The sequence below is a fragment of the Koromonas soli genome (assembly GCF_059726265.1).
The window spans coordinates 306963-322136 of record NZ_AP040872.1; the positions used below are offsets into that span (position 1 = coordinate 306963).

Here is a 15174-nt window from a genome sequence, read left to right on the forward strand (position 1 = left end):
CCGCATACTTGAACTGTATGGCTCGTTTTTGGCAATGGAAATCCGGACTCGCGCTGGTGCTCTTATTGCACCTGCTCGTGCATCCGGCGGTCCACGACCAGCGTATCCCCGAGCTGCTTTTCGGAACCACCTCCGAGCACACAGTCATTCGCGAAGAGGCCTCCGGACCCTATGATGTCTGCTCGTTGTGCCGAGTGGCTAACGCGCTGCATGCTCCAGCGCCCATGCCCGCCGAAGGCCAGCCGCTGCTTCAGGTTGGCAACCAGACTGCCCCTGCTCCGCTCGCGCCCCGGCCCATCGCAATTTCGCAGCACGCCTCCCGCGCTCCGCCCACCTTCGCCTAGGTCTCATCTCCAGTCGATCGCCTCCGCCCTCAGCAGCGGATATCCGAATTCGAAATAAATCGCCAAGCGATGCGTCGCAGTAAATGGTGTTTATGAAGTCAGCCACTCTCGCGTGGCAAGCGACTTCGACCTATGCGGCTCCGGCGCGATTCGAACACTATGGAGTTTACGAAGGTATGAAAGTTTCCTTTTTTGCTGTAGCCACGGTCCTTGCGGCCAGTTTCTGCGCAACACTTCCGGCTCACTCCGAAGCTGTCCCGGCCCCGGCGCTCAGTTCAGGAACCATCCAGGGCTCCATTACCGATCCCTCCGGCGCCGTCATCCCCGGCGCCACCGTCCAGATACAGAATCGCAATACCAACTACAGCGCCACCGCCACAACCGATGTCGGCGGCCAGTTCGTCTTTCGCAACGTCCCGTTCAACCACTATCACCTCAGCATCAGTGCGCCTGGCTTTGCTCCCATCGAGCGTGATGCCGACGTGAATTCCCCGGTCGCCATCGCCCTCAAGCTCACGCTCAACATCGCTGCCTCGCAGACCGTCGTTGAGGTCCATGGCGGAGAAGCTGAGCTCGTAGAGACCGATCCCACGGCTCACGTGGACGTCAGCAGCGGCCTCATCGATCGTCTTCCGGTCACGGGCAGCTCCGGGCTCAGCTCTGTCGTGCAGCAGACAGCTCCCGGCGTCGTCAGCGACTCCAACGGACTCTTCCACCCGCTCGGCGAACACTCCGATACCTCGTTCGTCATCGACAATCAGCCCATCAGCGACCAGCAGAGCCGCACCTTCTCCAACCAGATTGCGACCAGCACCATCGATTCCATGGAAGTCGTCAGCGGCGTCGCTCCCGCCGAGTTCGGAGACAAGGCCAGCCTCGTCGTCCGCACCTCAACCAAGAGCGGACTCGGCACCCACGGCATCCACGGCGGCATCAGCGGCCAGTACGGCTCCTTCGGCACCGCCTCCACGTCGCTCAATCTCAGCGCCGGCAATGAGCGTTGGGGAAACTTCATCGCCATCGACGGCCTCAACTCCGGACGCTTCCTCGATACACCCGAGTTTCGCCCGCTCCACGCCCACGGCAATTCCGAGAACGTCTTCAATCGCTCCGATTTTCAGCTCACGCCCAACGACACCCTGCACCTCGATCTCTCCGCCGCCCGTTCCTGGTTCCAGCAGCCCAATACCCATGATCAGCAGGCCACCGGACAGGATCAGCGCCAGCAGGTGCGCAGCTTCAACATCGCGCCCGGCTACAACCATCAGTTCAACCCCAGCACCTTGCTCAGCACCAACGCCTGGCTGCGGCAGGATCGCGTCGGATACTTCCCCAGCGCCGACCCCTTTGCCGATCAGCCCGCCACCCTCGCCCAGCAGCGCCGTCTCACCAGCACCGGCATCAAGAGCGATCTTTCCATCGTGAAAGGACGCCACAACTTCAAGGCCGGAGTGCAGTGGCAGCACACCTTCCTCTCCGAGTTCTTCCAGCTCGGCATAACCGATCCGAGCCTGGTTACCCAGTCGCTTGCCCCGTTCGACCTCACCAATGGCGGCTCACTCTTTTCCTTCCGCGGCCGTGCCGATGTCAAAGAAGAGTCCATCTACGCGCAGGACTCCATCAAGCTCAAGAACCTCACTCTCATGGGCGGCCTTCGTGCCGATGTTTACAATGGCCTCAGCAGCGATCACGCCGTACAGCCCCGTGTCGGAGCCAGCTACCTCCTGCCCAAGACCGGTACCGTTCTCCGCTTCTCCTACGGACGCCTCATGCTGACTCCGTACAATGAGAACCTCGTGCTCTCCAGCTCAACCGGCACCGGAGGCCTCAGCGCCAACGTCTTCGGAGCCCAGGCCGAGCATCCTCTCACCGCCGCCCATCGCAATGAATTCGAAACCGGATTCCAGCAGGGCTTCGGCAGATACCTGCGCCTCGACGCCGGATACTTCTGGAAGTTCACCAACGGCGATTTCGATTTCGACACCCTCTTCAACACTCCGCTTGCGTTTCCCATCCAGTGGCGCAAATCCAAAATCGATGGCGTCGCCGTACGACTCAACATGCCTGAAATCCACGGCTGGACCGCCTATTCCGTCCTCGGACACACCCGTTCGCGCTTCTTCGGACCCGAAACCGGAGGCGTCATCTTCAACTCTCCCGTCGATGCCTCGGTCTTCCGCATCGACCACGACCAGGCCTTCCAGCAGAACACTCACCTGCAATACCAGTTCGGCAAAAACCTCCCTTGGCTAGGCTTCTCCTGGGATTACGAAAGCGGCATGGTCGCCGGAAACGTTCCCGACTACACCACCGCGCTCGGCTTCACCGCCGACCAGCAGGCCGCCATCGGACTCTTCTGCGGATCGACCACCGCCACCCTCAACTCGCCCATTCGCTCCTGCGCGCCGGGACTCACCCAGGGTGCCTCACGCATCCGCATCCCCGCCCCCGGCACCGAGAATGACGACCGCAATCCACCGCGCATCGCTCCGCGCCACATCTTTGACGCGGCCATCGGAGACGACAACCTCTTCCGCTCCGACCGGCACAAAGTCTCGCTGCGCTTCACCGTCAGCAACCTGACCAACAACGTTGCGCTCTTCAACTTCCTCTCCACCTTCAGCGGAACCCACTTCCTCGCCCCCCGTAGCTACACCGCCCAACTCGGCTACAGCTTCTAACCTCCTCCGTGCAAACGAAAAGCCTGCCACCCCGGCAGGCCTTTTCTAACTTACTCTCGCACTTGTTTTGTTCTTGTCTTTGTCCTTGCTGTTGCCTTCGCCTTGCTGTTGCCTTCGCCTTGTTGTTGCCTTCGCCTTGCTGTTTTTGTCCTTGCTGTTGTTTCTGTTTTTGTTTGAGGTGTCATCCTGAGTGATCTTGCCCCTGCCAAACGTACCCCATGCTGAGCGATCATCCAATCGCAGTAGGGAGAGCGGAGATGGGGAAGGGGAGACGGGCGCGGTACACGCTGGAGTACAAGCAGGAGGCGGTGCGACTGGTTGAGTCTGGCCAGAGTATCGCTTCGGCGGCGCGAAGTCTGGGTCTGATTGAGCAAACACTGTCCAACTGGGTAAAAGCGCACCGGGAGGGCAAACTCAAGGGCGCCGACCATGGCAAGGCGGTCAGCGCCGAGCAGATGGAGATTAGCCGTCTGCGGGCCGAACTGGCGCGGGTCAAGATGGAGCGCGACATCCTGGAAAAAGCGACGGCGTACTTCGCGAAAGGCCAGAAATGAAATACGCCTTCATCCAACGCCACCGGCGTGTCTGGCCGATCCGTGTGCAGTGCCGGGTACTGCGGGTGAGCGTGGCCGGCTACCATGAACACTTTGCCCGTCGACGCAACGCTCTCCGCCACCTGAGCGACGAAGCACTGCTGGTGCACATCCGCGCGGTGTATGCCGAGCATCGCGGAGCCTACGGGTGGCCGCGCATCTGGCGGCAACTGCGCGAGCAGGGCGTGCGCGTCGGCAAACAGCGGATCCAACGACTGATGCAGCAGCACGGCATTCGAGCCCGCGGCAAACGGCGCTTCCGAGTGATGACTACGAACAGCCGGCACAACCTGCCGATTGCGCCGAACCTTCTGGATCGTAACTTCGCGGCCGCCGCTCCGAACAAAGTCTGGGTTGGAGACATCACCTACATTCCAACCGACGAAGGATGGCTGTACCTGGCGGTGGTGATCGACCTGTTCAGCCGCCGTGTTGTGGGTTGGTCTCTGCGCGATCATATGCGGAGCGAACTGGTGATCGACGCTCTCGAAATGGCTTGGTTCGAGCGCTGTCCGGGCAAACACAGCGGGCTGATCTTTCATAGCGATCGGGGCTGCCAGTATGCCAGCGATGAGTTCAGCCAGCGACTGAAAGAGCATGGAATCCAAGCGTCCATGAGTCGCAAGGGCAACTGCTGGGACAACGCCGTGAGCGAAACCCTGTTTGCCTCGCTCAAAGTAGAGCGGCTGCACGGCAAACGCTTCGCCACCCATCGCCAAGCGAAAGATGAAATCCTGAACTGGCTACGGTGGTATAACCAAACCCGGTTGCACTCAGCTCTGAACTACCTCAGCCCGATTCAGTTCGAACAAACACGAACCAAAGCAGGCTATGGAAAAGCAGGAAAGCAAAAAACGCTTTCCAACTTTCCCACAGCCACGACGACTACGGGGTACGCATTCTGAGGGCAAGGTCAGAGCGAAGCGAAGGACCTCGGGGTTGCTCTTGCTCTTGTTGTTGCTCTTGCTCTTGTTGTTGCTCTTGCTCTTGTTGTTGCTCTTGCTCTTGTTGTTGCTCTTGCTCTTGTTGTTGCTCTTGCTCTTGTTGTTGCTCTTGCTCTTGTTGTTGCTCTTGCTCCGCTGTCATCCCGAGCGCAGCGAGGGACCCCTACCCACCGCAACCCCGCACGCCCACCTTGCGAAACCTCTCCCTACCCCTTATGCTCATGCCTCAAATACGGCGACAAATGCTTATGCGCCATCCCCCCATGCACATGTCTGTGGGAATGAATTAAGTTCGCCGACTCCAGCAGTTCCGTATTCCCCAGCACATCAGCCGGCGCCGCATCGGCCACCACCACCCCACGTTGCAACACCACCGCGCGTTCTGAAATCTCGCTCAGCACTTCCAACTGATGCGTAGCCGTGATGATTGTTTTCTTGCCGTCATTCCACGACTCCAGCAACTCAATCACCTGGCTCTGGCTTCTCGGATCGAGCGATGCCGTCGGTTCATCCAGCAGCAGCACATCCGGATCGAGCACAATCACCGAAGCAATCGCCACACGCTTTTTCTCTCCGCCTGACAATCGGTAAGGCGCGCGGTCCTTCAGATGCGCTGCCCCAATCCACTCCAGCACGCCATTCACGCGATCGAGAATCTGCTCCCGAGGCCAACGCAATTGCAGCGGACCAAACGCAACCTCATCGAACACCGTAGGATTGAAAAGCTGAATATCCGGATTCTGAAACACCAGCCCCACTCGCCGCCTGAAGTCCAACGCAACTGCATCATCTTCCATCGCAGCTTCCTTCAACTCCGCGCCGCGAAAACGAAGCGTCCCTCCGCAGGCAAAATACAGACCATCCAGCAACCGAAGCAGAGTGCTCTTTCCGCTGCCATTCGCTCCCAGCAGCGCAATCCGCTCCCCGGCCTTCACCCGCAGCGAAAGTCCTTGCAGGGCCGCGACGCGCTCATACTCATAGCGCACCTCCACGGCCTCAAACTCCAGCGTCGCTTTGTCTTTCGTGAAAGTCTCTTCCAACGCCTTGCTCGCTATTCCTTATCGTCCCGCCACCACCGCCATCGCAAACGCCACCGCAAATCCGCTCATCGCGACATAATCCCGCCGGCGCATTCGGAAATCCGTCAGCAGCCGCACCTCGCCGCGAAACCCTCTCGCCTGCATCGCCATGAATACCTGGTTCCCCATCTCCAGCGTCTTCGACATCAGCACGCCGCCCGTATTCACCATCAGCCTGCGCTGCTCGCGACCATCCAGAGTGCCCACCATGCGGCTCTGTCGCGACTCAAACATCGAGTTCGCCGTCTCCATCAGCAGCACCACATACCGATGCGTCATCGCCAACAGCGCAATCACTTCTACAGGAACCATCAGCGTGCGCAGCGCCTTCAGCAAATGCATCCACGGAGTCGTCAGTACCAGCAGCGTGCTCAGCGTCACCGCCGTCTCAACTCTTGCAACCAGCAGCATCGCCGCCCTCAACCCCTGAGCCGTAATCGCCAGCGGCCCTAGCATGTACACCGCCTGCCCCGGCGTCAAGAAGAGCGCTGGCAGCGCGATCATCGATGTGAACCCCAGCACCACCATCCACACCCGCTTCGCCAGCGACCACACACTCAGCCGCGAAGCCACGGCCAGCAACACCCCAAGCGCAAATAGAGCGCCCATCACCGCCAGCCTGCGCGACAACGCCGCAGCCACCACCAGCGCCAGCAATCCAACCAGCTTGACTCTCGGATCCAGGGCCTGCAGCAAGCCACGCTCCTGTGCTGTGTTTTCCAGCAGCAGAGTCTTTTCCAGCGCGCGCGTAAATCCGCGAACGGTCTTCGCCAGCACACCCGCGCTCATGACTTGCTCCGCTGCGAAAGGCTCTCCTGCGCGCCACCCAGCTCCGTAAGTTGCGAGTCACCGGAGACGTCTTCTTCGTCTCCCGCCCGTCCGCCAACTCGCTGCAGCACCCACGCCACCGCTACGATCAGTCCCACGCCAAACATCGCCGACAGCATGTAGCCAAATGCCACGCTCTTTATGAACCTCGGAGCATACTCCGGCATCGGAGCCGTCCACACATTCGCCAGCCTTGCCAGCCCCGTCGGCGTCGCCACCGGAGCCTCCACATGCCCGCTCGCCGCCGCAATCTGCGCACGCGATGCTTGATCAGCGAAGTCCTTCGGAGCCCATTCGCCCCACGCCGCACCACTCGCAAGGATTCCCAGAGGCGTCATCAGCAGCACCAGTGCCAGCGCGCCCCACAGCTTCACAGGCCTCGCCGTCTCTGCTCCGGATATCCCCAACAGCGCCGGTTCATTACGCCGCAAATAGCTGAACAGCCCGGCGCTCATCACCGCCTCAGCCGCCCCGGCAATCGTCAAGTGCCCCGCCATCATCGCAGGAATCGCCACGCTCAGCGAGTACGGAGCATACAGCGGCGCGCCTGTCGCATCGCGAAACAGCATCGGCTGAATTCCAAATTCAATCGCCGCCAGCAGTGCCGAGACATTGATCGCCCCGTAGCCCGCCAGCGCTGCGGCCACCAATCTCCGCCGCGAATCCGCAGCCGCCCCCGCACTCACTACTCGGTAGATGGCCCACGCTGCAAACGATCCCGCTATGGCCATGTTGAAGCAGTTCGCACCCAGCGTCGTAATGCCGCCATCGCCAAAGAAAAGTGCCTGAATTGCCAGCGCCAGCGAAATTGCCAGCAGCGAAGCCCACGGCCCGAGCACAATGGCCGCAATTCCCACGCCCACCGCATGTCCCGTCGTCCCGCCCGGCAGCGGCAGATTGAACATCATCGTCACAAACGAGAACGCCGCAAACAGAGCCAGCCTTGGCAGCGTGCGCCCAAACAGCTTCCGCCGCGTCTTGCGCAGCGCCGCCCACCAGCACGGAGCGCTCGCCGCATACATCGCGGCACACGTCGATGGGCTCAGATATCCGTCTGGAATATGCACTTTGGGCTCCCCGCCTAGTTTACTGGATAAAGCTGGCGGTTGCCCCTGCCATACGCAGCATCCCAACATTCATGGGCATCAGTGATCCAGAGCGGCTGATCCTCGCCTGGTCGCAGCAATTCAGTGCCGCCGAACTCACTGTGGAGGACATTCAAGATCGCTTCGCCGTACTTGAACCCCCCGAGAACCTGCCGCCCGCCATCCGAAAGCGCATCCTCGAAGCCAGGCAGGAACTCGACTTCATTCGCTTCGGAATGTGCGAGCGTGGCCAGCGCGACGAAATCACCCGCATCTTCCGCGAACTTGAAGCGCTCATCACCGAGCACAGTTCTGGCTGAGCATTTCAGGAGTGAAGTGGAGTAGCCGTGGCAGCGGCTCTTATTTTGCGATCAGTGTTTACGTCGCCTTGCCTCATCCGAACACTGTGGACATTCACCCACTCGCTCCATCAGATCGTCGGCCAACTTCTCGTAAGTGCTATGGGCACCCGACCCAAGGCCTGACTCCGCGACAGTGAATTGCTGCATCAGCAGCTCGTCATCTTCTCCAGACAAAACCTTTCCTGTCATCGGAAACAGCAGATATTCTTCCTTCCAGATATGTGCCGGATATAGAGCAATAAGACTCTGCAAAGACTCCATCAGTCTCAGGCGTCCACCTTCGGGATCGGCAATGTACAACGCAATGGCCTCAGCGAATTCATCCGTCGATTGCCGTCCTTTGACATGCTCTCCCTTCAGCGCCGCCAGCGGACAGCCCGTAGATGGAACGCCCCTGCTCTCCAGTAACGGAAACAAATAACTCTCCTCTTTACCGTGATGGCATTGATCGCCAAACTCTCTCATGAACCGCACGAGTTCCCGCAGAACATCTGCGTCAATCGCGTGCTTCAATTCCAGTTGTTCGAGAATTCGTGCCATAACGGCAACTGCTTTCTGAATCACTTGATGCTCACGTTCGAGAGCTTCTATTGCTTTGCCCAAAGCATGCTCCTTTCGCTTCACTTTGCATTGATCATAGTGAGATATGTGAGCTGAAGCGAACCGCATCCCGCCCGTTCGCCGCCTGCCTTCGCTTCCTCGCGCTAACCCTGATGAACGCGCCTCAGGGCCGCAATGCGTGCGTCACCAGCAATACACTCTCTTGGTCAGCAGAAACGGCATGCGGAACTCCGGCCGCTACCGGAAGCATGTTCCCGGCAGGCAGTGCGAATGGGTGACCATCTACCGTGAGCACCGCGTTGCCGAGCAAAGTGTGCACCGTGATCGCGCCTGTCACTTGATGCAGTGGCACGTTTCCGTCAGCCCTGACGTAAAGTAGAAAAACCTGCAGCCCCGGAGGGGACGTAATCGTCTTCTTCTTTCGTTCAACAGTACCGGCCACCTCGGCTGCAAACTCGCGAGCTGCCTGCGACAGGTCAATCGCGGCGAACGCTGCAATCTGCTCAGTTCCCATATGCATCACCTCTTCATCTTTCATGCTCAATCAGGCACACGCTGCCCGCTATGACTTTTGTCCCATATGTTCTAAGCAATCACGGCAACTGTTTGATGCCGCATCTGTACCTTCCAACGGAATGCAGTGGCCCACCGGCTGTTCCTGCATTTTGCTTTTGAGATGTCATCCAGAGCGCAGCGAAGGATCCCATCCGACGCCACGCAGCAGGACGAATGTCCAAGGTCACCTCCACGGTCAATGTGCTAATCTTCGGGCTTATGAATTCCGACCTTTATACCAAAATCACTCTCACAATCATTGCTCTCTTGCTTTTCGCAATAGCGAGCCATCAAGGACAACAAGTACCAGTACCAGGCGTAGAGAGAACCAACGTAGTACATAATCTCTATGATGGAGTGCAAATTGTCGCCGGGAACGATTCGATCTACTTCTTCGACATGCGTGCCGGGGACGTTTGGGAGTACAAGGACCTGGGCAAGAAGAGTACGGCCCAATATAGGCTGGAGGCACTGGGTTATCCGCTCCGGTTGCAAAGCGCGAGTGTGACAGCAGTGTACCCGTCAGTCGCAAAGTAACTCTAAAGAAATATGAGCGGGTCCATTTCAATTAGCTGGCCAACAACCGCTATGGCTTAGGCAAACACTGGCGGCTTTGTCGTCCGCAAATTGATCCAGTGTAGAATTCGCCCATCAGAAGCTGGGGATTGCTACTGATCGGAGCGGTTTGGGCTGGCAGCAGTGGTCGCGCAAGTTTTCAATCTCTATTTAGGAACCGGAATGGTCGGAATACGTATTACTGTTTCCGCGCTTAAGTGGCTTCCGAGACAAGCCTCACTTGCGATTGTCTGGTTCTATTATGCGTAATGCTGTTCGGCTGGCTAATCCCCATTTCCCTTCGCATCCGTGGACTGCTCTCGAAAGATGACCACGGAATAGTGAGTGGAAAGCCCTGTTATCGCTAACTAACTGGAACGTGCTGAATTTGGTCTATCCGACGCGAGGTGCGACGTACACAAAGAAGAAGATTCCTAGCATCGTGACAATGGCAAGGATCGTTCCCATTGTCGTGAGCAGCCACACGATTACAGGCTCTCGTCGTTCACTCCTTGAATCGGCAATGAAGAATACGATCCAAGAAACAGATATGACGATCAGCAGAGCGAGCGAAAACAGAGACGCTGCTCCTCTTTGTGAAAGTTCCTGCCTGTACTCCGGAATGCCTACCATAAGGAATCCTGCCCACACTCCGATCCAACTGGTCCACCAGATTCCATTCAGCGTATCCGTCCAGCCCCCGCTGAGTTGCGAGTCCTCAACGACGAACTCGGAGATACCTTCAACAGATTCGATGTGAGCGGGCTTGGCAGTGGAAACCCGCACAAGGCTTCGTCCGGTTGAGTCCTGCCAGCGGGAAACAACTTTGCAGCGGGCTGCACCCAGATGTGGATAGGTTAGAATCGCACGCAGTGGCGTATATGTGAACGATGGGAGTTTGCCTACTAATGTGTGCTCCTGCCCTCCCGCGTCCGTGAATTTGGCAGCAACCGTACCCGGCTGACTTCGGTCTAAGCAGCGGACGATTTGTACGTAGAAGAAGCACATACCGCAATTATAACTATCGATAAATCGCCTTGTAGCTCAGTATCCTGTTCCGGGACAGGTGGAGGGAAGCCCTTCAGTACTCAACAACCGTAGCAATGTCCTCGTCGGCGCAGCAGCTCTTAGCCCAGCGGCGTTGAAGCAGATTCGGCTCCTAGTCGAAAATGGTGAGTCGCTGTCGAAGTTTGCTGTCAGTGGAAGTGTGTCCGTCACCGAGAATTTCGAGCAGATACGCAAAGTCCAGCTTCGTGGCGGCGATTTTGAAGTTAGTTCAACGGAATAGCTAACGTACATCGCCCAGTGTCGAGTACTCCCGAGATGCCTCCCCAGTGCCATAATTCCCCATGCACTACGCCGCCCGATCTTCCATCCACTCTCCCTACACTCACGCCGCGAAGCTCGCTTCTCCGGTTCGCTTCGACCTTCGCTCCAGTGCCGTCCGCCCGGTCTCGCTCGAAGAACTTCCCATCCGCCCCGAGGACCTCGCCCTCGGCCCGTCTGACTCCTACGGCGATCCACTGCTCATCGAGCGCCTCGCCCACCGCACCGGAGTTGCCTCGGAATGCATTGTCCCCACCATCGGCACCTCGCTCGGAAATCATCTAGCTCTTTCCGCGCTCTTCGATCCCGGCGACGAAGTCCTCATCGAGGAGCCGACCTACGACCCACTGCTTCACACCGCGCGCCTCCTCGGAGCCATCATTCGCCGCTTTCCCCGCCGCGCCGAGAACGCCTTCGCCATCGATCCCGACGACATCCGCCACGCCATCACTCCGCGCACTCGCGTCATCGCCCTCTGCAATCTGCACAACCCCACCTCCGCCGCCGTGTCGGCATCCACCCTCCGCGCTATCGGAGAAATCGCCACCAGCAACGGCGCCCACGTCCTCGTCGATGAGGTTTATCGCGAATGCATCTGGGGAGCCGCCCACCAGCACGCGCTTTCTCTCGGCCCGCAGTTCGTCGTCGCCACCAGCCTCACCAAGGCTTACGGCCTCGGCACCCTTCGTTGCGGATGGATTCTTGCCGCCCCCGAACTCGCCTCGCGCATGCGCCTCATGCAGGATCTCTTTACCGGCAGCGCCCCGCACATCTCCGAACACATCTCTGCCATTGCTCTCGGCGCAATCTCGCAACTCGAATCCCGCGCCCGCCTTTCGCTCGAACCCAATCGCGCCGCTTCCGTCGAAATACTCTCCCGCCGCACCGACCTCGACCTCACAATCCCGCCGCACGGCACCGTCATTGCTCCGCGCCTGCTCTCCGGTCCCGTCGAGGACTTCTGCCACCTCCTGTTAAGTAAATATGAAACCGCCGTCGTCCCCGGACACCACTTCGACATGCCCAACTACTTTCGCGTCGGTCTCGGAGGCTCTCCCGATACCACTCGCGAAGCTCTCCAGCGTCTTGCCTGCGCGCTCGATGCCTTTGCCTCTCACTGACCAACGCGAGCCGCTGCCAATAAAAAACGCTCCCTCTTGTGGGGAGCGTTTTCCATTGCACTCTGTTTCAGCTAGGCCGCGTCCTCTTCCTCACTCGGGTCAGGAATCGTCGAGGGCGGGTCGCTGGTCGGGAACGAGTCTGCAAGAGTTTTGTCATGCGCTCTTTCCCTCGTCTGCTGCTGCTCATCTACATCTTCGCCCTTCACCTTCGGACGCTCTTCCGGATCGCGTCGCGACCCGACGTGTTCACGTTCTTCCGGAGTAATCTGCGGAGTTCCTTTTCTGTTCTGTGTCTCTCCTGCCATGTCTCCTCTCGTCCGAATTCGGCCATGCCGAACCCTTGCAATCATCGTTCTGTGTTCAACGTTTTGCTTGCAAGAAAATTAGATGCTCCGGCGAGAGGCGAGGCCGTGCGTTTCGGTCCTCATCAAGGAGGCGCAGATATGTCACTTTGCAGAGGGAAGGGAATAGATCAGGAAGATTTATCCGTGTGCTGCCAGCGCTTTTTCGACTTTCTTAATCACTTCAGCAGGATGCACCGGCTTCAGCATGATTTCAAAGTGGAAGCCTTTCTGTTCGGCCTCGCGCAGCAACTCCACCGTCGCGGCCTGCCCTGAAAACAGCAGTACCTCCACGTTCGGCAGAGTGGTGCGAATCTCAATTGCCATCGCCACTCCGTCCAACCCCGGCATCACCACGTCACTTAACACCAGGTTCGGAGACAACTCGCGCGCAGCATCCAATCCGAGCTGCCCGTTGTATGCCGTGAACGTCTCATACCCCGCGTGTCGGAAGATGATAGAAAGGGTGTCGGCAATTGTGCGTTCGTCATCGACGATCAGTATCCGAGCCGCTGCCATGCCGACATTCTAACCAGATTCTCTCCTCAGAGATGTAAACAAAATGTAAGAAGTTGGACAATGTGTAGTCACATACTCCAGATTACCAACTGAGCATTACTCCCCCGCCTTATCAAATCCTGCTACCCCACCCCCTCCACCCCATGTTAGCCTTCCGAGCAAGCGCATTTATCTCGCTAATTTGGAGACCGCTCGGTGCACGTCATCGCGGCCCGGCGCAGTGCTGTCATACGTTTTAATTACGAAGTAACTATTTTCACCGGATCTTCATGACCTTATCTCTTCTCGATTGGCTCGCCATTCTCGGCTATCTCGCCGTCACCGTTCTTCTCGGCTTCTGGTTCCGCAAGCGCTCCGCACGCAGTGTTGACGACTACTTCGTCTCCGGACGCAACGTGAACTGGTGGCTTTCCGGAACCTCCATGGTCGCCACCACCTTCGCCGCCGACACTCCCTTGGTCGTCACCGGCCTTGTTTACGCCCAGGGCATCAGCGGAAACTGGCTCTGGTGGGGCTCGCTTCTCTCCGGCATGATGACCGTTTTCCTCTTCGCCCGCCTCTGGCGCCGCAGCGGCCTCCTCACCGACGTTCAGTTTGCCGAAATTCGTTACAGCGGACGTCCCGCCGCCTTCCTTCGCGGGTTCCGCGCTCTCTACCTCGGCCTGCTCATGAACTGCGTCATCCTCGGATGGGTCACCAAGGCCATGACTTCCATTGTCGCTACCACTTTGGGCGGCACCCCTCTGCTCCTCACCGTAGCCCGATGGGTCGCGCCCCTCGGAGGCATCTGGGCCTCGCCCGACGGCGCTGCGCTCGCCATCTGTGTCTTCTTCCTCATCCCCTTCACCGGCCTCTACGTCTCTCTCGGCGGCCTCTGGGGAGTCCTCTGGACCGACCTTTTCCAGTTCGTCCTCAAGATGTCCATCGTCATCGCCATCGCCTTCTACGCTATTCGCGCCATCGGAGGCACCTCGGCCCTCATCGCCCGCCTCGCCTCCATGCACGCACAGGCGCCCACTTCCGGCGACCCGCTATCATTCTTCCCCAGCCTCTCCAGCGGCCTCACCGCCGAAATGCTCTGGACCATCCCCGTCGCCACGTTCCTCGTGAACATCGGACTCCAGTGGTGGGCCTTCTGGTACCCCGGTGCCGAGCCCGGCGGCGGAGGCTACATCGCCCAACGCATCTTCTCCGCCCGCGACGAGCGCCAGGGCCTGCTTTCTGTCCTCTGGTTCAACGTTGCCCATTACGCCATCCGCCCCTGGCCGTGGATCATCACTGCCCTCTGCGTCATCGTCCTCTACCCCGGCCTCGCCCATCCCGAAACCGGATACATGCTGGTGATGAACCACTATCTGCCCCACTCCATGCGTGGCCTCGCCATCGCCGGATTCCTCGCCGCCTTCATGTCCACCGTTGCCACCCAGCTCAACTGGGGAGCCTCCTACCTCGTCTCCGACTTCTACCGCCGCTTCCTGCATCCCACGGCCTCCAACCGCCATTACGTCATGATCTCGCGGCTCGCGACCGTTCTCCTGGTCATCGCCTCCGCCTGGGTCTCCGTCCACCTCGACTCCATCGCCAGCGGCTGGCAGGTCGTAATGGAGGTCGGCGCCGGCACCGGAGCCGTCTATCTCCTGCGCTGGTACTGGTGGCGCATCAATGCCTGGTCTGAAATCTCTGCCATGGCCACCTCGCTCGCCGTGACCGTCGCCTTGAATCAGCTCCATCCTTTCCACGGAACCTCACCCGTCGTCTTCGCCAAAACCGCCATGACCACAACGGCCATCACCACCATCGTCTGGGTCGTTGTCACACTCCTTACCCCGGCAGAACCTCGCACGACCCTCGAGGCCTTCTACCGCCTCGTGCGCCCCGACGTCCGCGGCTGGCAACCCATCGCGCGCGAAGTTCACGACCTTCCCCCCACCCGCGACCTCGGAGGTAACCTCACCGCGTGGATGCTCGGCTGTGCCATGGTGTACCTCGTCCTCTTCGGCACCGGCAAACTCCTCCTGCACCACCCAGCCCAGGGCTTCACGCTGCTAGCGATTGCCGCTCTCAGCGCCTTCGCCCTCTATCGCAACTTCATCACCAGCTTTCAACGCGATCCCGACGCCCTCGATCCACGCGAAACCTCCACCACCCTATCCACCCCATAGCATTCCCGAACAGCGGACCTGCGCACGAAACGAGTGGGTAGTTGTCGTTGCTCTTGTTGTTGTTCTTGTTCTTGCTGTTTGATCTTGCCCCTGCCAAACGTACCCCATGCTGAGCGAT

The 15174-nt window shown here is 59.2% G+C and carries 16 protein-coding genes; 7 read left to right on the forward strand and 9 right to left on the reverse strand.

The features are described from left to right. Positions 1-17 precede the first annotated feature (17 nt). The 3 genes from AC6IY8_RS01330 (at position 18) to AC6IY8_RS01340 (ending at position 4523) form a co-directional block, all read left to right on the forward strand. A complete protein-coding gene (locus AC6IY8_RS01330) occupies positions 18-344 on the forward strand; it encodes a hypothetical protein (protein ID WP_497776852.1) in 327 nt (108 codons plus the stop codon). A gap of 92 nt (positions 345-436) precedes the next feature. Next, positions 437-3025 (forward strand): carboxypeptidase regulatory-like domain-containing protein, encoded by a 2589-nt coding sequence (locus AC6IY8_RS01335; protein WP_497776854.1) that lies wholly within the window; start codon positions 437-439, stop codon positions 3023-3025. A gap of 257 nt (positions 3026-3282) precedes the next feature. Beyond that, positions 3283-4523, forward strand: a protein-coding gene (locus AC6IY8_RS01340) for an IS3 family transposase (protein WP_497775837.1) whose coding sequence is annotated in 2 segments (ribosomal slippage) — positions 3283-3541 and positions 3541-4523 — 1242 coding nt in all. Because the reading frame shifts where the segments join, the coding sequence is not laid out codon by codon here. Here AC6IY8_RS01340 and AC6IY8_RS01345 read toward each other — a convergent pair. The 4 genes from AC6IY8_RS01345 to cbiM form a co-directional block, all read right to left on the reverse strand. Further along, the gene (locus tag AC6IY8_RS01345) at positions 4504-4704 is read right to left on the reverse strand and encodes a hypothetical protein (RefSeq protein ID WP_497776855.1); all 201 of its coding nucleotides are present in this window, start codon (positions 4702-4704) and stop codon (positions 4504-4506) included. The two genes, AC6IY8_RS01340 and AC6IY8_RS01345, sit on opposite strands and share 20 nt — an antisense overlap. 64 nt (positions 4705-4768) lie before the next feature. Beyond that, positions 4769-5602: an energy-coupling factor ABC transporter ATP-binding protein gene (locus tag AC6IY8_RS01350; protein ID WP_497776857.1), complete on the reverse strand. Its 834-nt coding sequence runs from the start codon at positions 5600-5602 to the stop codon at positions 4769-4771. Positions 5603-5620: 18 nt separating this feature from the next. Further along, entirely contained in the window at positions 5621-6430 is an 810-nt protein-coding gene (gene cbiQ, locus AC6IY8_RS01355) for a cobalt ECF transporter T component CbiQ (RefSeq protein ID WP_497776858.1), read from the reverse strand. Then, positions 6427-7536 carry a cobalt transporter CbiM gene (gene cbiM, locus AC6IY8_RS01360; RefSeq protein ID WP_497776860.1) on the reverse strand — a complete coding sequence of 370 codons (1110 nt, stop codon included), beginning with the start codon at positions 7534-7536 and terminating at the stop codon, positions 6427-6429. Before cbiM ends, cbiQ begins: the two co-directional genes overlap by 4 nt. Before the next feature lie 71 nt (positions 7537-7607). Between cbiM and AC6IY8_RS01365 the strand changes: the two genes are divergently transcribed. Next, positions 7608-7874: a hypothetical protein gene (locus AC6IY8_RS01365; RefSeq protein ID WP_497776862.1), complete on the forward strand. Its 267-nt coding sequence runs from the start codon at positions 7608-7610 to the stop codon at positions 7872-7874. 51 nt (positions 7875-7925) lie between these two features. On the opposite strand, the gene AC6IY8_RS01370 is transcribed toward AC6IY8_RS01365, so the two are convergent. Both AC6IY8_RS01370 and AC6IY8_RS01375 read right to left on the reverse strand, forming a co-directional pair. Beyond that, a complete protein-coding gene (locus AC6IY8_RS01370) occupies positions 7926-8585 on the reverse strand; it encodes a hemerythrin domain-containing protein (RefSeq protein WP_497776864.1) in 660 nt (219 codons plus the stop codon). A 55-nt stretch (positions 8586-8640) separates the two neighbouring features. After that, positions 8641-9015, reverse strand: a complete 375-nt coding sequence (locus AC6IY8_RS01375) for a cupin domain-containing protein (RefSeq protein WP_497776865.1) — start codon at positions 9013-9015, stop codon at positions 8641-8643. 191 nt (positions 9016-9206) lie between these two features. Between AC6IY8_RS01375 and AC6IY8_RS01380 the strand changes: the two genes are divergently transcribed. After that, positions 9207-9569 (forward strand): hypothetical protein, encoded by a 363-nt coding sequence (locus AC6IY8_RS01380; RefSeq protein WP_497776866.1) that lies wholly within the window; start codon positions 9207-9209, stop codon positions 9567-9569. A gap of 411 nt (positions 9570-9980) precedes the next feature. Here AC6IY8_RS01380 and AC6IY8_RS01385 read toward each other — a convergent pair whose 3' ends face one another. After that, positions 9981-10373, reverse strand: coding sequence for a hypothetical protein (locus AC6IY8_RS01385; protein ID WP_497776867.1), 393 nt, complete (start codon positions 10371-10373; stop codon positions 9981-9983). Positions 10374-10936: 563 nt separating this feature from the next. On the opposite strand from AC6IY8_RS01385, the gene AC6IY8_RS01390 reads away from it, so the two are divergent. Further along, entirely contained in the window at positions 10937-12034 is a 1098-nt protein-coding gene (locus AC6IY8_RS01390) for a pyridoxal phosphate-dependent aminotransferase (protein ID WP_497776868.1), read from the forward strand. A 71-nt stretch (positions 12035-12105) separates the two neighbouring features. Here AC6IY8_RS01390 and AC6IY8_RS01395 read toward each other — a convergent pair whose 3' ends face one another. Together AC6IY8_RS01395 and AC6IY8_RS01400 are read right to left on the reverse strand one after the other, a co-directional pair. Continuing rightward, positions 12106-12339 carry a hypothetical protein gene (locus tag AC6IY8_RS01395; protein WP_497776869.1) on the reverse strand — a complete coding sequence of 78 codons (234 nt, stop codon included), beginning with the start codon at positions 12337-12339 and terminating at the stop codon, positions 12106-12108. 177 nt (positions 12340-12516) lie between these two features. Next, positions 12517-12894, reverse strand: a complete 378-nt coding sequence (locus AC6IY8_RS01400) for a response regulator (protein ID WP_497776871.1) — start codon at positions 12892-12894, stop codon at positions 12517-12519. A 269-nt stretch (positions 12895-13163) separates the two neighbouring features. On the opposite strand from AC6IY8_RS01400, the gene AC6IY8_RS01405 reads away from it, so the two are divergent. Continuing rightward, on the forward strand, positions 13164-15056 hold the full coding sequence (locus AC6IY8_RS01405) for a sodium:solute symporter family protein (protein ID WP_497776872.1): 1893 nt from the start codon (positions 13164-13166) through the stop codon (positions 15054-15056). Positions 15057-15174: the final 118 nt, after the last annotated feature.